This window comes from Methylobacterium sp. XJLW (assembly GCF_003254375.1).
Taxonomy (GTDB): Bacteria; Pseudomonadota; Alphaproteobacteria; order Rhizobiales; family Beijerinckiaceae; genus Methylobacterium; species Methylobacterium fujisawaense.
In genome coordinates, this window is record NZ_CP016429.1 from 2321591 (window position 1) to 2339202 (window position 17612).

The window sequence follows — 17612 nt, forward strand, 5'->3', positions numbered from 1 at the left end:
GGTCTAGCGCTTCCAGACGCCGAGCCGTTCGCTCCGGGCGTGATCCTCGGCCGCGACCAGTTCGGGGCTCGCCTCCGGCGAGGCGCGACCGCCACCGTTGAACAGCACCACCTCGGAGAGGTCGCGCCCGTCCACGAGGCAATTCATGGTCGTGCTGCCGGGGGCGGGCTGGCAGGTCACCGGCCGGTTGCCGATGTACCGGGCCAACTCCTCCGCCTGGCCGCCGCGCACCCATTCGACGCCGAACAGATGCACGACCTTGCCGCCGACCTTGAGGGTCGCGGTATCGATGACTTGGGCCTGTCCCGTCACGGCATTCGGCGGCAGCGGCGCGTCGGGCTCGGACTCGCCTCCGGTTTCGGGGGGCGGCGTGACCGTGTCGGGGGCTGCCGCCGGGGCGCCGGAGGAGGGATTGTTCGGGGTGGCGCCGTTCGGGGCCTCCGTTCGGGGCGCGGCCGGGGCCGCGGGACGCGCGGGATCGGGCGCACGGCCCTCCAGGACGAGGCCCGCGGCGATCACCGCCGCCAGGGTGCCGGCACTGGCGCCCAGGAGCAGGCGGCGCTGCCGGCGTGCGCCCTCGTCCGCGCCGTCTCCGCCGCGGCCGAACCGGTCGCGCAGACGGCCGAAGCCGTCACGGAGGGACTCTCCGACGCGGCCGGGGCCGCTGTTCCAGGCCGTTGCCGGATCGACCCCCGGGCTCGCCGCCGTGGCCGCGTCGGTCCGGACCGTCGCGGGACGGGCGAACCGGCCGCGCAGGCTCGTCCGCAGGGTGGCGAACCGGCCGGCGGCGCTCTGCGCCAGAACCCGACCCTGCTCGGAGGAGCGCTCCGCCAGGGAGCGGGCCCGTTCGGACTGGGTTTCGACGAAGCGCGCGGTGGCGGCCTTCATCTCGTAGGCGCCGCTCAGCAGGGACGAATCGCGGGCCTCGTCGGCGGCCTCCGGCGCCGATTCGGGTTCGGGCTCGGGCGGCAGGAACAGGGCCGGATGCCGGGCGCGCAGGTCCGCCACGAGATCCACGAGGGTCATCGGCTCGGACGTGTCGTCCCGCAGGCGCACGGCACCGTGTCGATCGAGCACGCGGAGGCCGGTTCCCGCCTCATCGGGGGTGCAGGCGGCCTCGGCCAGGAGCTCGAGGGTCCGGACCGCCACGGGGCGCGGGCGCGCCCGCGCGATCTCGGCCCGGATTGCCTCGCGCAGGGCGAGGCGGCCGGGACCGTCGAGGGCCGGACGCGCCGGCTCCGCCGCCTGTTTCCCCACCACCATCGAAGACGTCATACACCCGATCCCGGCATCACCGCGCGCGGCGTGAAGGAGGCCCGGCCGTGCCTCCCAACGAAGCCCGCCCGGGGCGCCTCACGGAACGCCCGAGCACCGGGACCGATCCCATGACGCACCACCTCGCACGCCCCTGCCCGCCGCGAGGCGGCGGACCATGATCCGGGGCTCTTACGCCTTGCCGGGCGAAGCGGCCAGGGTTCCGGCCTGGATGCTCCGCCGCAGGACGCGACCGGTCTCGCCGAGGATGTAGGGTCGCGTGCCCGCGAAGCCGACCTCCAGGATCAGCTCGGCCTCGCCGCTGGAGACGGCGCCGCGCCCCGGATTGGCGGTGCGGAAATCGACGATCGTGCGGATCGTACAGGTCTCGGCATCGCAGGCGGCGCGCATCGCCCGCGGCTCGTAGCGACGCTCGGGCCAGCGCTGCACGAAGCTGCGCTTCTCGGCCACGAGGCCCGCCGTGGTGATCGGCCGCCCATAGAAGCGTACGCGGGTCGCGTAGAACCGGGTCGCGGCATCGACCATCGTGTCGCTCGAACCCGAGACGGTGGCGAGGTAGCTCGTGGCCAGCGCCCGGGCGGCGGCGGCGCGCTCGGCCGAGACGCCGGATGCCGGGAGCATCGCGGCCGGCGTCTCGGCGAGCCGGTGCGGGGGGCGCGCGTGATGGTGCAGGGATTCCCGGACCGGCGGGCGCTCCAGGGCGGCGGCCCGCTTCGGTCCCGGCCCCCGCGTCGCCGCAGCCTTCGGCAGGGCATCCTCCCCCGGTTCCGGTCTGGCGGCCTGCCGGAGCGGCTCGGCGCCGCGCCCGCCTTCGGGCGGGGCTTTCGCCTGAGCGGTGACGGGCTCCTGGGTCTGAGGGCCTGCGGCTTTGAGCGGGGCCTTCGGGGCAGCCGCAACGGGCGCGGCCGCCCGCGGGGGCGGATCCACCCAGCCGCCCCCGCCCGCAGCACCCGGCTGCTGGGCCGCGGCAGAGCCCACGATGGCGAGCGGCAGGACCAAGCCCAGGACGAGGGCATGGGGACGGGTGGGACGTGTGGCGGGCATCGGTGCCTTCCTGGCGGCCGGGGCGGACTGGGAGAGAACGCGCCTGCGTGAGTGCGGGGTTCCACGGGGGCTTCGGGCGCGCGTCACATCCTGCCCGACTGCGCGGCGGCGACCAGCCCTGGATTGCGGGGATGATGGGGTTGCGTTCGTGCGTTTGGGTACCAAGTCGGGGACAGTCTCGGCCTTTCGCCGTTCCCGCGTTCCCCTGGCACCCCCTTGCCGCCGTGCACCGAGGATCCCTTGGCCCGACCTGAGACCGAAACGCCGTCCGGCACCCGTCCCGGACGCACACGATGAGCACGCGCCAGCGCCGGGCCCTGCTGATCTGTAACGCCAAGGCCCGCAATGGCGCCCTGGATCTCGACGAGGTGCGCGCCATCCTGCGGGAGGGCGGGATCGAGCCGGAGGAGCCGTCGCCGGAGGCCGATTGCCGGGATGTCATCCGCGACCGCGCCGGCGCGGTCGACCTCGTGATTCTCGGCGGCGGCGACGGCACCATGAACTACGCCGCCCCGGCTCTGGTGGAGGCCGGCCTGCCCTTCGCCATCCTGCCGCTCGGCACGGCCAACGACCTCGCCCGCTCCCTCAACCTGCCGCTGGATCCCCTGGCGGCCGCCCGCTTCATCCCCGCCGCCGAGGCGCGGCCGGTGGATCTCGGCTGGGTCAACGGTCACTACTACTTCAACGTGGCGAGCATCGGCTTCTCCGCCGAACTCGCCGGCGAACTCACGGCGGAATCCAAGAAGACCTGGGGCGTGCTCGGTTACGCGGTCGCGGCTGTCCGCGTGCTGCGCCGTGTCCGGCCCTTCACCGTGACGATCGAGCATGACGGCACGGTGGAGAAGGTCACCACGATCCAGGTCTCGGTGGGCAATGGCCGCCACTATGGCGGCGGCATGACCGTCGAGGAGATGGCCGCGGTGGATGACGGCAAGCTGGATTTCTACAGCCTGGAGATCGATCACTGGTGGCGGCTCATCACCCTGCTCCCGGCGCTTCGGCGGGGCACGCATGGACGGGCGGCCGACGTGCGGGCGTTCCACGCGCAGGAGATCCGCCTCTCCACCCGCAGACCCCGGCCGGTGAACACCGACGGCGAGCTGACCACGCACACGCCCGCCCACTTCAAGGTCTTCCCGCAGATTCTGCGGGTGCTGGCCCCCGAGCCGGTGCGCGGCCCCAGCCCGTTCGACCTGACCACCCTGGGCAGCCGCTTGTTCCCGACCAGTGAGGCCCCCAGCCTGTGACCGACCTGCTCCAACTCGCGAGCCAGCCGGCCGTCTGGGCCGCCCTCGCCACCCTGGTGGTGATGGAGGTGGTGCTCGGGATCGACAACCTGATCTTCATCTCGATCCTGACCAACAAGCTGCCGGCCGATCAGCAGACCCGGGCGCGGCGTATCGGCATCGGGCTCGCGCTGATCCTGCGGCTGGGGCTGCTCGGCACCGTGGCGTTCATCGTGCAGCTGACCGAACCGGTCTTCGCGGTGCTCGGCCAGGCTTTCTCCTGGCGCGACCTGATCCTGATCGGCGGCGGCCTGTTCCTGCTGTGGAAGGCCACCAAGGAGATCCATCACACGGTGGATCCAGAGCCCGAGACGGACAGGCCAACCGGGGGCAGCCTGGGCTTCGGCGCGGCGATCGGCCAGATCCTGCTCCTCGACCTCGTCTTCTCCGTCGACTCGATCATCACCGCGGTGGGCATGACCGAGCACGTGCCGGTGATGATGGTGGCGGTGGTGGCCGCCGTGGTGGTGATGCTGGTCGCCGCCGAGCCGCTCTCGGCCTTCATCGCCCGAAACCCCAGCGTGGTGATGCTGGCGCTCGGCTTCCTGATCATGATCGGCATGACGCTGATCGCCGAGGGGTTCGGCGCGCATGTGCAGAAGGGCTACGTCTACACGGCCATGGCCTTCTCGGCCGGCGTCGAGAGCCTCAACATGCTGGCCCGCCGGCGCCGCCGTCCCGCCCGGGACGGCGTCCCCGCGTCGACCGGGCCGGCGCGGCGCGCCTGAGGCGGAGCGACCGTCATGTGGATCCGCGCAGCCCTCCTCCTGCTGCTCCCCGCCGCCGCACATGCCGAGACGAGACCGATGGCACCCGATCCGACGGTCCTGCACGACCTCGCCCCCACAGGCACGCTCCGGGCGGCGATCAATCTCGGCAACCCGGTGCTCGCTCAGGGAGGCCCGGACGGGCCCGCGGGGGTCTCGGTGGATCTGGCCCGGGCCCTGGCGGCGCGGCTCGGGGTGCCGGTGGCGTTCATCACCTATCCGGGAGCGGGCGCGGTTTCGGGCTCGGCGGGCTCCGGAACCTGGGACATCTGCTTCCTGGCGATCGACCCCAAGCGCGCCGAGGGGATCAGCTTCACCGAGCCCTACGTGCTGATCGCCGGCAGCTACCTCGTGCCGGCCGCCTCGCCGCTCCGGTCCCCGGAGGCGGTGGATCGCGACGGCGTACGCGTCTCGGTGGGGCGCGGCAGCGCCTACGACCTGTTCCTGACCCGCGCCCTGACGCACGCGGCCCTGGTGCGGGCACCGACCTCGGCCGAGGCGGTGACGGCCTTCGTGCGGGACGGGTTGGAGGTGGCGGCGGGCGTGCATCAGCCGCTGGCCGCCTACGCGGCGGCGCATCCGGAGGTGCGATTGCTGCCGGGGCACTTCATGGAGATCCCGCAGGCCATGGGCCTGCCGGTCGGACGCGCGGCCGGGGCCGCCTACCTCGCCGCGTTCATCGCGCAGGCGAAGCGGGACGGACTGGTGCGGCGCGGTCTGGAAGCCAGCGGGCAGGACCCGGAGTTGGCGGCGCCTTGAGGGGCGTCACGCGGCGCGCTGAGGCCTTCGTCAACCCGGCGCTGTGACAGAGGCCCGGCAGAGCCGTCCTCGCCCTGGAATCCGCTGACCTCACCCGTGCCCTCATCCTGAGGTGCCCGCGTCGGCGGGCCTCGAAGGAGGGCACCCGGGATCGCCCGGCTGGCGGAAGCTCTCTTTCGAGGCCTCCGCTGCGCTCCGGCACCTCAGGATGAGGATGGAGGGTGGGATGGAGTCGATTCCCGATGGGATCGGCAGATCGACGCCTCACACCACCAGGTTCACGATCCGCCCCGGCACGACGATGACCTTGCGGGGCGCCTTGCCCTCCAGGACCTTCTGGACCGCCTCCAGCGCCAGGGTCGCGGCCTCCACGGCCTTGGCGTCGGCATCGCGGGGCACGGTGACGTCCGCACGCTTCTTGCCGTTGATCTGGACCGGCAAGGTGATCTCGTCCTCGACGAGGAGCCCCGCCTCGGTCTCGGGCCAGGGCGCCTGGGCCACGAGGCCGCCGCGGCCGAGGACGGACCAGCACTCCTCGGCGAGGTGCGGCATCATCGGGGCGATGAGTTGGACCAGGATGCCGGCGGCCTCCCGCGCCGCTTGTCCCGAGACCGGCCCGCGCAGGCCATCCTCCAGGGCGTTGGCCAGCGTGTAGATGTGGGCGACGCAACGGTTGAAGCGCAGGCGCTCGATATCGTCCTGCACGGAGGCCAGCGCCCGGTGGGCGGCCTTGCGCAGGGGCAGGTCCGCGGCGCCGTCGCCGGTCGCCTGCACGGCCGCGTTGACCAGCCGCCAGACCTTCTGGACGAAGCGGGCCGCGCCCTGCACGCCCTCCTCGGTCCAGATCACGTCGCGCTCCGGCGGCGAGTCGGAGAGCATGAACCAGCGCGCCGTGTCGGCCCCATAGCTCGCGATGATGTCGTCGGGGTCGACCACGTTCTTCTTCGACTTCGACATCTTCTCGATGGCGCCGATCGTGATCGGCGCCTGAGTTTTCACGTGAAACGCGCGGCGCTCGCCCTCCTCCGTGGCGAAGCGGATTTCGGCCGGGGGCACCCAGGCGCCGGCCGCGTCCTTGTAGGTTTCGTGGACGACCATGCCCTGCGTGAACAGGCCGGCGAAGGGCTCGGAGACGCCGGCCCAGCCGGTCTCGCGCATCGCCCGCATGAAGAACCGGGCGTAGAGCAGATGCAGGATCGCGTGCTCGATGCCACCGATATACTGGTCCACCGCCAGCCAGCGATCGACCACGGCGCGGTCGGTGGGCGCGTCCGTGAGCCAGGGCGCGGTGAAGCGGGCGTAGTACCAGGACGAATCGACGAACGTGTCCATCGTGTCGGTCTCGCGCCGGGCCGGCGCGCCGCATTGCGGGCAGGGCACGTTCCGCCACGCCGCGTCGCGCTCCAGCGGGTTGCCGGGCTGATCGAAGGAGACGTCCTCGGGGAGCTTCACCGGCAGGTCGGACACCGGAACCGGGACCGGGCCGCAGGACTCGCAGTGGATGATCGGGATCGGGCAGCCCCAGTAGCGCTGGCGGGAGACGCCCCAGTCGCGCAGGCGGAACTGCACCTTGCGCTTGGCGATCCCCTCCCCTTCCAGGCGCCGCGCCACGGCCTCGAAGGCCTCCCCGGTGCTCATGCCGTCGAGGAAGCGCGAATTGATCATCCGCCCGTCCTCGACATAGGCGGTGTCGGTGATGACGAAGGTCGTCGGATCCTGCCCCTCGGGGCAGACCACCGGCGTGTTGCCGAGCCCGTACTTGTTCGAAAAATCGAGGTCGCGCTGGTCGTGCGCCGGGCAGCCGAACACCGCGCCGGTGCCGTATTCCATCAGCACGAAATTCGCCACGTAGACCGGCAGCGTCCAGGACGGGTCCAGGGGATGGCGGACGGTGAGGCCGGTGTCGAAGCCGAGTTTTTCCGCCGTGTCGATCGCCGCCTGGGCCGTGCCCGTGCGCCGGCATTCTTCGATGAAGGCCTGGAGAGCGGGGTTTGTTGCGGCAACCGCTGCCGCCAGCGGATGATCGGCGGCCACGGCGAGGAACTTGGCGCCGAACAGGGTGTCGGGCCGCGTGGTGTAGACCTTGATGTCACGGAGGACCCCATCGGCCGCAGGTTGGGCAGCTGCGGCGTGGGCATCCGGCACAAGGGCGAAAAGAACCTCCAGGCCCTCCGAGCGGCCGATCCAGTTCTTCTGCATCAGCCGGACCTTCTCCGGCCAGCGGTCCAGCCCGTCCAGCGCGGTCAGCAGGTCCTCGGCGAAGTCGGTGATCTTGAAGAACCACTGGGTCAGCTCGCGCTGCTCCACCAGGGCGCCGGAGCGCCAGCCGCGCCCGTCGATCACCTGCTCGTTGGCGAGCACGGTGTGGTCCACCGGGTCCCAGTTCACCTTGGCGGTGCGGCGGGTCACGAGGCCCTTCGCCAAGAAGTCCAGGAACATGCGCTGCTGATGCTTGTAATAGTCGGGATCGCAGGTCGCGATCTCCCGGCTCCAGTCCAGCGACAGGCCCATGGCCTTCAACTGGTCGCGCATCGACGCGATGTTGGCGTAGGTCCAGTCCCGCGGGTTGACCTTGCGCTCCATGGCGGCGTTCTCGGCCGGCAGGCCGAAGGCGTCCCAGCCCATCGGGTGCAGCACGTTGAAGCCGCGGGCGCGCTTGTAGCGGGCGACGACGTCGCCCATCGCGTAGTTGCGGACATGGCCCATGTGGATGCGCCCCGACGGATAGGGGAACATCTCAAGAACGTAGTATTTCGGACGGCTGTCGGAATTGTCGGTCTCGAACAGGCGCCTCTCAGCCCAGGCTTCCTGCCAGCGCGGCTCGGCATCCTTGGCGTTGTAGCGCTCGACGGGCTGGGGGGCGGTGCTGGTCATGGATCCGGCTGGGTCAGGGGCTCGTCGGTCATTCCGAAGGATGACCACGGCACGGTCGCGCCGCGATAGCATATCTGCGCCGCAGCCGGTCAACGCAGCGCGCGATTCGGGCTTGCGCGGGGCGCGCGAACGCATAGGTCGGACAGGGAGAGACGGGACATGAGGCGGGGTCGCGCCGGAGCGATCCCATCCAACCCCCTCATCCTGAGACGCTGCGCCGCCGCCTCGACGGCGGGCTGCAGGGGGGCGGACCGCCGGGACCCTCCTTCGAGGCCTCCGCGGCGCTCCGGCATCTCAGGATGAGGGGGTTGGACAGGATGACCGTCCCCTCGAGAATCACGGCAGCGGGGATGCACGGGCCGCCGCCCGGCAGCGACAGGACAGGCAAGGCCATGGACGACGCGAAGACCGAACCCAGCGCGCCTCCCACCGACGGGATGGGGCATGTGACCGCGAAGCTTCCGGTGGGGCAGGCCGATGTCGCCGCGGGTCTCGCCGAGGTCCGGGCGGCCATCGCCCGGGCCGCCGAGGATTCGGAGCGCGATCCGGCCACGGTCCAGCTCGTGGCCGTCTCCAAGACCGTGCCGGCCGAGGGCATCCTGCCGGCGCTCAAGGCCGGACAGCGGGTCTTCGGCGAGAACTACGTCCAGGAATCCGTAGCGAAATGGCCGGACCTCCGGGCCCGCTACCCGGATGTCGAGTTGCACCTCGTCGGGCCGCTGCAATCCAACAAGGCCCGGGAGGCGGTCGCCCTGTTCGACGTGATCCACTCCCTCGACCGGCTGTCGCTCGCGGCGGCGCTGGCCAAGGAGATCGACCGGTCCGGCCGGACGCCGAAGCTTCTGATCCAGGTCAATACCGGCGCAGAGCCGCAGAAGGGCGGCGTGCTCCCGGATCAACTCGACACCCTGCTCTCCGAATGCCAGGAGACCCACGGCCTCGCCATTCAGGGGCTGATGTGCATCCCGCCGGCGGAGGATCCGCCCTCGGCCCATTTCGCCCTGCTGGCCCGGCTCGCGAAGGCCCACAACCTGCCGATCCTCTCCATGGGCATGAGCGCGGATTTCCCCGCGGCGATCCAGCTCGGCGCCACCCATGTCCGGGTCGGGACCGCGATCTTCGGGGCCCGGACCCGGAAGGCCTGAGCCTGAGGTCGGGCCTCAGCCGATCCGCAGATGCGTCCGCGGCCCGAGGCGGCGCAGCAGCCGCAGCAGGTCGGCCCGGGCCAGGGCGACGCAGCCCTCCGTCGGGCGGTAGCCGTCCCGGGCGATGTGCAGGAAGATCGCCGAGCCCCGCCCCTTCCGGATCGGGGCGCGGTTGTAGTCGAGGTCGATCACCACGTCGTAGAGCCCGTCGCCGCGCCACATCGATTCGGCGCTGATCCCGGGGGCCGGCAGGCGGATCGGCCGGTTGTAGCGGCGGTCCCGGCTCTCGTCGCACCAGCCGTCGTCGGGCCGGGTCGCCCGCAGGGGCAGCAGCGTGCGCGGCCGGATCCCGAGATGATCGGGCCGGTAGGCGCCGGCCCGCAGGCGGAAGCGCCCGCGCGGCGAGCCGCCGTCGCCCTCGCGCTTGTCGATCACGATCCCGCCCGCCCCGAGGGCGCAGGGGATCACCGCCGGGCCGACGAGGAGCTGCCCGCGCCGCCGGTCCCCCACCGTGGCCCGCACGCGGATGTCCCCCAGGGTCAGGCGGACGGGTCCCCTGCTCGGCCGCCGCATCTCCGTCCTCCCGAATCCACCCGGTCCGGCGCGCCTTATGCCCGAGATCCGTACTCCGAACCGGTGAAAAATTGCGCGCAAGGCAACTTCCGGCCACAAAGGGCGCTCTATTTCTCGGTTGAACCCGGGCCGCCGAGCCGGGATTCGGGAGCCAGCCCACCGCCTCGCCGTGGGGTCCGACGCCTTGATCCTGAAGCGGTGCGCCCCGATCCCGCAGCCCGTTCACCGCGGCGATTGCCGTGGCGGCGAAAGGATGCGGAAACACAAGCCTCGGTAGAGTCGCGCCGCGATCCTGCCGAGATCCTGACGTCATCGCATGCTGCACCCGGCAGGCGGCCCCCGCCTCTCCCGCAGCCTGCTCTGGGGCCCCGGACGATGCCGAATGCCTACCGCCTGCTGATCTGCGACGACGACGCGATCCTGCGCGATACCCTCACCGAGCAGCTCGATCTCTGCGACGAGTTCACGGTCTTCACCGAAGCCAACGCCACGGACGCGATCCGACGGGTCGCCGCCGAGCGCATCGACCTCGCCGTGATGGATGTCGGCTTGCCCGACCTCGACGGGCGCGAGGCCGTGCGCCGGATGCGGGCCGGCGGCTTCCGCGGCCCGGTGATCATGCTGACCGCCCAGGATTCCGAGGCGGACCATGTCGAGGGGCTGGAGGCCGGCGCCAACGACTACGTCACCAAGCCGTTCAAGTTCGGCATCCTGCTGGCCCGGATCCGCGCCCACCTGCGCAGCCACGAGGCCTCCGAGGACGCGGTGTTCCAGATCGGCCCCTACACGTTCCGGCCGGGGGCCAAGCTCCTCGTCGGCGAGCGCGGCTCGAAGCTGAAGCTCACCGAGAAGGAGACCGCGATCCTGCGCTTCCTCTACCGGGCGGGCCGGGCCGTGGTGAACCGCGACACCCTCCTCGCCGAGGTCTGGGGCTACAACGCCCAGGTGACCACGCACACGCTGGAGACGCATATCTACCGGCTGCGCCAGAAGATCGAGCCGAACCCCGCCACCGCCGCGATCCTCGTGACCGAGGGGGGCGGATACAAGTTGCTGCCCTGACGAATTGAAGCTTTACGTGTAGGCGATCCGGCAGGTTCGCGTATGCGCAGGGTGGTGAGGCGTTCTTGGGGCTCGACGACGACATCGCGATCCTCGCGGCCGCACCGCTGTTCGGCTTCCTCGACCGGGATGCCCTGCGCCTGCTGACCTTCGCGGCGGAGCGCCGCGACCTCGCGGACGGCGACCTGCTGTTTTCCCGCGGCGATCCGGCCGATGGCGGCTTCGTGGTGATGGCCGGGACGATCCGGCTGGCACCCCGGTCCCCGGGGGCCGAGCCGGTGCGGGCCGGGCGCTCCGCCTTGATCGGCCAGCTCGCCCTGTTCGTGCGCGGGACCCGCCCGACCGAGGCCCGGGCCGAGGGGAGCGCCGCGGTGATGCGCATCACGCCGATGCTGATGCGCCGGGTGCTGGAGGAATTCCCCGCGGCCGCGCAGGCCGTCCACGACACCCTGGCGGACGACCTCGCCGGGCTGGTGACCGATCTCGATCAGGTGCGCGGGCTCCTCGAGGTCATCGACGGCATCTCCTCAGGTGACAGCTCCGATGGCCGCTTGTAAGCACGGGCTCCCGCCGCAAGAGTTCTGACCCGTTCCATGTCCCAGGCCGGCCTGCCCCATTCCGATCTCGCCCAGACCATCGAAGCCGCCTGGGAAGACCGCGCCAACATCTCGACCGCCACCCAGGGGGCGGTGCGCGAGGCGGTCGAGACGGCCCTGGAGCTGCTCGATTCGGGCAAGGCACGGGTCGCCGAGAAGAGCGGCAACCACGACTGGGTGGTCAACCAGTGGCTGAAGAAGGCGGTGCTGCTCTCCTTCCGCCTCAACGACATGGCGACGATCGAGGGCGGCCCCGGCGGCGCGCCCTGGTGGGACAAGGTCGCGTCGAAATTCGCCGGCTGGGGCGAGGCCGAGTTCCGCGCCGCGGGCCTGCGCGCCGTGCCGGGCTGCTTCGTCCGCCGGGGCTCCTACATCGCCCCCGGTGCCGTGCTGATGCCGAGCTTCGTCAATCTCGGCGCCCATGTGGGCGAGGGCACGATGGTCGACACCTGGGTGACGATCGGCTCCTGCGCGCAGGTGGGGAAGAACTGCCACATCTCCGGCGGCGCCGGCATTGCGGGCGTGCTGGAGCCGCTCCAGGCCAACCCGGTGATCATCGAGGACGATTGCTTCATCGGCGCCCGCGCCGAGGTGGCGGAGGGCGTCATCGTCGGCCAGGGCAGCGTCCTGTCCATGGGCGTGTATATCGGCGCCTCCACCAAGATCGTCGATCGGACCACCGGCGAGGTGATGTACGGCCGCGTGCCGCCCTACTCCGTGGTCGTCTCGGGCACGATGCCCGGCAAGGCGCTCCCGGACGGATCGCCCGGCCCGGGCCTCTACTGCGCGGTGATCGTCAAGCGCGTCGATGCCGGCACCCGGTCGAAGACCGCCATCAACGAGCTGCTGCGCACCTGATGTCCTGAGACTGGGCGGGAGCGTGCTTGGCGGGAGCGCGATGGAGACGCTGGAGCTGAACCTCACGGTGGCGGGCCGGCCGGTGCCGACCCCCTGCGACGTGTTCGGAGCGGGGCCCGACGCCCTTCTGCTCCCGGCCCTGTCGACCATCTCGGCGCGCGCCGAGATGCGGGACCTCGCCCGCGACCTGGGAACCGCGTATCGCTGCCTCGTGCCCGACTGGCCCGGTTTCGGCGCCCGGCCGCGGACGCGGGTGCCCCTCGCCCCCGCGACCTTCCACGCCTTCCTCGACGCCCTGCTCGCCGCCGCCCCCGGCCCGTACGCGCTCGGCGTCGCGGCCGGCCATGCCGCCGGCTACCTCGTGGCGGCGGCGCGGCGCCATCCGCAGGCCTTCGCGCGCCTGGTCCTGGTGGCGCCGACCTGGCGGGGGCCGCTGCCCACCGCGATGCCGGGACGGGCGCACTGGTTCCCGCGCATCCGCCGCGCCGTGGAGGCGCCGCTCCTCGGCGAGGCGCTCTACCGCATCAACATCAGCCCACCGATCATCGGCCGGATGATGCGCGCCCATGTCTATGCCGACGCCGCCCGGGTGACCCCGGCTCTGATCCGCGACAAGCACGCCATCACCCGCCAGCGCAACGGCCGCTTCGGCACCGCCGCCTTCGTCACCGGAGGCCTCGATCCGGTGGGCAGCCGCGACGCCTTCCTGGCCCTGGTCGGGGACGGCCTGCCGCCGACCCTGGTGCTGCGGCCCGAGGGCGCACCCCGGCGCTCGGGCGCCGAGATGGACGCCCTCATCGCCGGCGGCCGCGTGACCGGCGCCGCGATCCCCGGCGCCCTGAGCCCGCACGAGGAGCATCCGGGCGCCGTGGCCGCCGCGATCCGGGCGGCGTGATCGCGGCGGGGGCGCGATCACGCGTGACAGTCGGCGCGGATCGGCACCGTCACCCTGGACAGAAGAGGGCGCCTGTGCAGGGACTGGATGGGCCGGCTGAGCCGTTCGTCCGGCAGCGGGCGCGCCCCGCAGATTCCATCCGATAGAGCCCCGGATCCGATGCTGCGCACGCCGTCCCTGCCTCTCCTCGCCCCGGCCGCCCTCGCCCTCCTCCTGGCCGTCGCGGCCCGGGCTGAGGATGCGCCCCACCACCCCCCGGCGATGACCCCTGCAGCCCCGTCCCTGGGCGCCGAGACGCTGAAGCCCGGCAAGCCGGCCGTGAAGCCCTACCTGGCGGACGCGGCGGTGCCGGACGCCGTCCAGATCCTGCCGGCCCCGCCGGCCCACGACGCGCCCCTCGACAAGGCCGACCGGGCGGCCTTCAACAGCACCCGTGTCCTCAAGGGAACGGCCCGTTGGGACCTGGCCGCCAACGACGTCGCGGAGGGCGCGGCGGCGGTGCTGGAGAATTTCGCCTGCGTCCTCGGCACCCGGATCGATCAGGCGCGGGTGCCGGCGGTGATCAACCTCCTGGAGCGCGCCCGCCTCGACCTCGCCCGGGCGACGCGGGGCCCCAAGGTCCATTACCGCCGCCTGCGCCCGTTCGTGGGCAACGAGGCGCCGATCTGCGTGCAGCGCAGCCAAGCCCTGGCCGACAGCTTCAGCTATCCCTCCGGGCACGCCACCCAGGGGTGGGCCTACGCGCTGATCCTTGCATCCCTGGTTCCCGAGAAGGCGACGCCGATCCTGACCCGCGGCCGGGCCTATGGCGAGAGCCGGATCGTCTGCGGCGTGCACTGGCTCAGCGACGTGGCGGCGGGACGCCTCACCGGCACCGCGGTCTTCGCCGCCCTGATGGGGGATGCAACCTTCCGGGCGGACCTCGACCGGGCCCGGGCCGAGCTCCGGAGCGCCATGGCGGGCGCCGGGACGGTGCCGGATCAGGCCGCCTGTACCCGGGAGGCCGACGCCCTGCGGGAGCCGCCGCTCGAGTTCTAGGCTCGAACCGTTCCAGATTTGAAGTCTTCTAAGTGTGTGATTTACAACACGTTTTCGGCTTGCTCAAGGACCCGTGAACGATGGTACGTGGACCCCAGGCGCCGCGTAAGGGCGCGTTTCGGGGTCTCCGATGTCATTCCGTATCGCCCAGTCCGGCCTGCTGCTCGCCACCACGGCGCTGACCACGATTGCCCTCGCCCCGGCGGCTGCCGCGCAAGAGACCGCCGTGCAGCTCAACGAGATCTCCGTGGAGGCCGCCCGGCCGGCCGTGGCGGCTCCGACGGGATCCGGCGGCGGCGGCGGCAATGTCAGCGGCGGTGACGGCGGCAGCGCCGCCACCAGCGGCGGCGGCGGCGGGCCCTCCGGCATCACCGGCTACGTGGCGCGGGTGAGCCCGACCGCCACGAAGACCAACACGCCCCTGATCGAGACCCCGCAATCGGTCTCCGTGGTCACCCGCGAGCAGCTCAACGACCGCAACGTGCAGAGCCTCAACGAGGCGGTGGCGTACACGCCCGGCGTGTCGAGCAACGTGTTCGGCTTCGATCCGCGGGCCGACGCGTTCTACATTCGCGGTTTTGCGGAGACCTACGACGGTGTGTTCCGCGACGGCCTGCGCCAGACCGGAGTCGGCTTCGCCGTTCCCCGGATCGAACCCTACGGAACGGAAGCCCTGACGATCCTGCGCGGGCCGGCCTCCGGCCTATACGGCCTGGGCTCGCCCGGCGGCATCGTCGACGTGACCAGCAAGCGGCCGGTCTTCGCCCAATTCGGCGAGGTGTGGTTCCAGGGAGGCAACTTCGACCGCTACCAGGGCAATTTCGATATCGGCGGCCCGGTGGAGGGGTCGGACGGCACGATGGCCTACCGGCTGACCGGCGTCGCCCGGCAATCCAATACGTTCCTGCCCGGCCCCGGCGTCCGGGACGACCGGTTCACGATCGCGCCCGCCTTCACGTGGCGCCCCACGGCCGACACGACCTTTACGCTGCTGACCGAGTTCCAAGAATCGAACGTCCCGGGCAATGCGAGCTTTTACAACTTCCCCGGCTTCCGCGTGTCGCGGATCTACTCGGGTGACGGCGCGCTCAACACCTACCGGACGGATCAGCACCGGATCGGCTACGCCTTCGAGCATCGGTTCTCGCCAGACCTGATCCTGCGGCAGAACTTCCGCTATTCCGGCGTCGATGCCAATTTCTCGTACACGCAGGTCGACGGGGTGACGGGCCTCAGCGCGCAGCGCTCCACGGGCCTGTTCAAGCAATCGCTGGCCTCCTTCGCGGTGGACACCCAACTCGAGGGTCATCTCCACACCGGCCCGATCGCCCACACGCTGCTGACGGGCATCGACTACTATCATTACGACTTCTCGAGCGTCGCCGGCTTCGGCGTGGCGCCCGATCTCAACCTGCTCACCTTGAACTACGGTCGCCAGCCGATCGCGCGCCCCAGCATCGATCGCTCCTCGCGACAGGCGCAGGATCAGGTCGGCGTCTATTTCCAGGAACAGGCGAAGTGGGGGAAGTTTGTCCTGACGCTGACCGGACGGCAGGACTGGGTCGCCTCCGACACGGCGAGCGTGACGCGGGGCGTCGTCGCCGGACCGCAGAGCCAGAACGACAGCGCCTTCACCTACCGGGCGGGCCTGAACTACGAACTCGCGCCCGGCCTCGTGCCCTACGCGAGCTATGCGACGACCTTCACCCCCCAGGTCGGCGTCAACACCGTTACCGGCCGTCCCTATCGCCCGGCCACAGGCGACCAGATCGAGGCGGGTGTGAAATACCTGATCCCGGGCACGAATATCAGCGCCGGCATCGCAGGCTTCGATATCAATCAGACGAGCATTCTGCGCCAGGATCCCACAAACTTTGCCAACCAAGTTGCGACCGGCGAAGTCAATTCGCGCGGCTTCGAGATGGAGGCGACGGCGAATTTCGCGCCGGGGACCAACCTGACGCTCGCCTACACCCATCTCGACTTCCGCTTCGTGAAGCAGACCTCGGCCGTGACCGGTGCGGCGATCGACGGAAACCAGCTCTCCGGCATTCCGGGGGACACCTTCGCGTCGTTCCTGACCTACCTGTTCCCGCCCTCCTCCGCGTTGCGCGGCCTGACGATCGGCGGCGGCATCCGGTTCAACGCCAACAGCTTCGCCGACGACGAGAACACGGTGCGCAATCCGACCGTGACGCTGTTCGACGCCCTCGTCGCTTACGACTTCGCGGCGCTCGATCCGAAGTACAAAGGCTTCCGGGCGCAGATCAACGCGTTCAACATCTTCGATCGCGATTACTACAACTGCCAAGCCGGCTTCTGCTATCGCGGCGCGCCCGCGACGGTCATCGGCAGCCTGATCTACCGCTGGTAGGTCCTGTGAGCGGGGGCCGCGGCATGGCAGGTCCCCGCCCCCGGCACTGGAGATGGCCCCGCAAACCGTCCTAAGGCCGGAGCATCGTCCTCCGACCCGGACCTGCCATGCTCTCGACCGTGCTGGTCGTGCTGCCGATCTTCGCGCTGATCTTCGCCGGCTGGCTGGCCCGCCGGATCGGCGTGCTCGGCGCCGCCGCCACCACCGAACTCAACCGGTTCGTGGTCTTCCTGGCCCTGCCGGCCCTCCTGTTCGACGTCACCGCACACGCCCATTGGAGCGCCATCTGGAAGCCCGGCTTCATCGGCGCCTTCGGTCTCAGCAGTCTCGCGGTCTTCGCCCTCACCGTGCTGATCCGGCGCGGGGAGGGGCGGCCGCTGGCCGATGCCGCGGTGGACGGGCTCAACGCCGGCTACGCCAATACCGGCTTCATGGGGTTCCCCCTGGCGCTGGTCGCCTTCGGGCCCGAGGCGCTCGCCCCCACCACGGTGGCGGCGATCCTGACGGTCTGCGGCGTGTTTGCGGTGGCCATCGTGCTGATCGAGACCGGGCTGCGGCGCGAGGCGGCCGCGTCGGGCCGCAGCGGCCCCCGCATGCCCGTCTGGCGGTCGGTCGGCCGCTCGCTCATGCGCAACCCGCTTCTGGTGGCGCCGGCGCTGGGCGCCCTGGTGCCGAGTGCCGGACTGACCGTGCCGGAATCCGCGGAGACCTTCCTGAAGCTCCTCGGCGGCGCGGCCGCGCCCTGCGCCCTGGTGGCGCTCGGCCTGTTCCTGGCCCAGACCCGTCACGCCGGCGGCGGGCAGGGGCGGACCGCCGCGCTCCTCGTCGGCCTCAAGCTCGCCCTTCATCCGCTGCTGGCCTACGGCCTCGGCCGCTACCTGTTCGACCTGCCCCCGCTCCTGCTGCACACCGCGGTGCTCATGGCCGCCCTCCCCACGGGCACCGGACCGTTCATGCTGGCGGAGTTCTACCGGCGCGAGGCCGACCTGACCGCTACCGTGGTGCTGGTCTCGACGGTGCTGGCGATCGTCACGGTCTCGGCCTACCTGTCGGCGATCGCCTAGGA

At 71.4% G+C, this 17612-nt stretch carries 15 protein-coding genes; 11 read left to right on the forward strand and 4 right to left on the reverse strand.

Translation table 11 applies throughout. The features are described from left to right. Positions 1-3: 3 nt before the first annotated feature. Entirely contained in the window at positions 4-1275 is a 1272-nt protein-coding gene (locus tag A3862_RS10705; RefSeq protein WP_043759482.1) for a thermonuclease family protein, read from the reverse strand. A 171-nt stretch (positions 1276-1446) separates the two neighbouring features. Beyond that, entirely contained in the window at positions 1447-2319 is an 873-nt protein-coding gene (locus A3862_RS10710; protein ID WP_043759480.1) for a hypothetical protein, read from the reverse strand. Between the two features lie 293 nt (positions 2320-2612). On the opposite strand from A3862_RS10710, the gene A3862_RS10715 reads away from it, so the two are divergent. The 3 genes from A3862_RS10715 to A3862_RS10725 are packed head-to-tail and all read left to right on the forward strand — an operon-like array spanning position 2613 to position 5131. Continuing rightward, positions 2613-3566, forward strand: coding sequence for a lipid kinase (locus A3862_RS10715; RefSeq protein WP_043346841.1), 954 nt, complete (start codon positions 2613-2615; stop codon positions 3564-3566). After that, a complete protein-coding gene (locus tag A3862_RS10720) occupies positions 3563-4333 on the forward strand; it encodes a TerC family protein (protein ID WP_043346844.1) in 771 nt (256 codons plus the stop codon). Before A3862_RS10715 ends, A3862_RS10720 begins: the two co-directional genes overlap by 4 nt. Positions 4334-4348: 15 nt before the next feature. Then, entirely contained in the window at positions 4349-5131 is a 783-nt protein-coding gene (locus A3862_RS10725) for an ABC transporter substrate-binding protein (protein WP_083935960.1), read from the forward strand. Positions 5132-5395: 264 nt separating this feature from the next. Here A3862_RS10725 and leuS read toward each other — a convergent pair whose 3' ends face one another. Next, complete coding sequence (leuS, locus tag A3862_RS10730) at positions 5396-8005, reverse strand: leucine--tRNA ligase (protein WP_043759478.1); 2610 nt, start codon at positions 8003-8005, stop codon at positions 5396-5398. A gap of 392 nt (positions 8006-8397) precedes the next feature. Between leuS and A3862_RS10735 the strand changes: the two genes are divergently transcribed. Beyond that, the gene (locus tag A3862_RS10735; protein WP_043346853.1) at positions 8398-9150 is read left to right on the forward strand and encodes a YggS family pyridoxal phosphate-dependent enzyme; all 753 of its coding nucleotides are present in this window, start codon (positions 8398-8400) and stop codon (positions 9148-9150) included. Positions 9151-9165: 15 nt separating this feature from the next. Here the strand turns inward: A3862_RS10735 and A3862_RS10740 are convergent, their stop codons facing one another. Then, on the reverse strand, positions 9166-9723 hold the full coding sequence (locus A3862_RS10740) for a L,D-transpeptidase family protein (RefSeq protein ID WP_043759476.1): 558 nt from the start codon (positions 9721-9723) through the stop codon (positions 9166-9168). A 375-nt stretch (positions 9724-10098) separates the two neighbouring features. Here A3862_RS10740 and A3862_RS10745 point away from each other — a divergent pair, with 375 nt between their 5' ends. The 7 genes from A3862_RS10745 to A3862_RS10775 all read left to right on the forward strand — a co-directional run bounded on the left by A3862_RS10745 (position 10099) and on the right by A3862_RS10775 (position 17610). Continuing rightward, positions 10099-10785: a response regulator transcription factor gene (locus tag A3862_RS10745; RefSeq protein WP_043346856.1), complete on the forward strand. Its 687-nt coding sequence runs from the start codon at positions 10099-10101 to the stop codon at positions 10783-10785. Positions 10786-10850: 65 nt separating this feature from the next. Beyond that, positions 10851-11342: a cyclic nucleotide-binding domain-containing protein gene (locus A3862_RS10750; protein ID WP_043384073.1), complete on the forward strand. Its 492-nt coding sequence runs from the start codon at positions 10851-10853 to the stop codon at positions 11340-11342. A 51-nt stretch (positions 11343-11393) separates the two neighbouring features. Beyond that, positions 11394-12239, forward strand: a complete 846-nt coding sequence (dapD, locus tag A3862_RS10755; protein ID WP_043384148.1) for a 2,3,4,5-tetrahydropyridine-2,6-dicarboxylate N-succinyltransferase — start codon at positions 11394-11396, stop codon at positions 12237-12239. A gap of 40 nt (positions 12240-12279) precedes the next feature. Continuing rightward, entirely contained in the window at positions 12280-13134 is an 855-nt protein-coding gene (locus A3862_RS10760) for an alpha/beta fold hydrolase (RefSeq protein WP_043759475.1), read from the forward strand. A gap of 159 nt (positions 13135-13293) precedes the next feature. Continuing rightward, a complete protein-coding gene (locus tag A3862_RS10765; RefSeq protein ID WP_043346862.1) occupies positions 13294-14172 on the forward strand; it encodes an acid phosphatase in 879 nt (292 codons plus the stop codon). Positions 14173-14302: 130 nt separating this feature from the next. Then, positions 14303-16546, forward strand: a complete 2244-nt coding sequence (locus A3862_RS10770; RefSeq protein WP_043759474.1) for a TonB-dependent siderophore receptor — start codon at positions 14303-14305, stop codon at positions 16544-16546. A gap of 107 nt (positions 16547-16653) precedes the next feature. After that, complete coding sequence (locus A3862_RS10775; protein ID WP_043346866.1) at positions 16654-17610, forward strand: AEC family transporter; 957 nt, start codon at positions 16654-16656, stop codon at positions 17608-17610. The last annotated feature ends 2 nt before the right edge of the window (positions 17611-17612 follow it).

Coding starts and splice junctions, on each gene's coding strand:
- A3862_RS10715 (WP_043346841.1), top strand. CDS start 2,613: ATGAGCACGCGCCAGCGCCGGGCCCTGCTGATCTGTAACGCCAAGGCC.
- A3862_RS10705 (WP_043759482.1), bottom strand. CDS start 1,275: ATGACGTCTTCGATGGTGGTGGGGAAACAGGCGGCGGAGCCGGCGCGT.
- A3862_RS10765 (WP_043346862.1), top strand. CDS start 13,294: ATGCTGCGCACGCCGTCCCTGCCTCTCCTCGCCCCGGCCGCCCTCGCC.
- leuS (WP_043759478.1), bottom strand. CDS start 8,005: ATGACCAGCACCGCCCCCCAGCCCGTCGAGCGCTACAACGCCAAGGAT.
- A3862_RS10710 (WP_043759480.1), bottom strand. CDS start 2,319: ATGCCCGCCACACGTCCCACCCGTCCCCATGCCCTCGTCCTGGGCTTG.
- A3862_RS10775 (WP_043346866.1), top strand. CDS start 16,654: ATGCTCTCGACCGTGCTGGTCGTGCTGCCGATCTTCGCGCTGATCTTC.
- A3862_RS10725 (WP_083935960.1), top strand. CDS start 4,349: ATGTGGATCCGCGCAGCCCTCCTCCTGCTGCTCCCCGCCGCCGCACAT.
- A3862_RS10740 (WP_043759476.1), bottom strand. CDS start 9,723: ATGCGGCGGCCGAGCAGGGGACCCGTCCGCCTGACCCTGGGGGACATC.
- A3862_RS10735 (WP_043346853.1), top strand. CDS start 8,398: ATGGACGACGCGAAGACCGAACCCAGCGCGCCTCCCACCGACGGGATG.
- A3862_RS10745 (WP_043346856.1), top strand. CDS start 10,099: ATGCCGAATGCCTACCGCCTGCTGATCTGCGACGACGACGCGATCCTG.
- A3862_RS10760 (WP_043759475.1), top strand. CDS start 12,280: ATGGAGACGCTGGAGCTGAACCTCACGGTGGCGGGCCGGCCGGTGCCG.
- A3862_RS10770 (WP_043759474.1), top strand. CDS start 14,303: ATGTCATTCCGTATCGCCCAGTCCGGCCTGCTGCTCGCCACCACGGCG.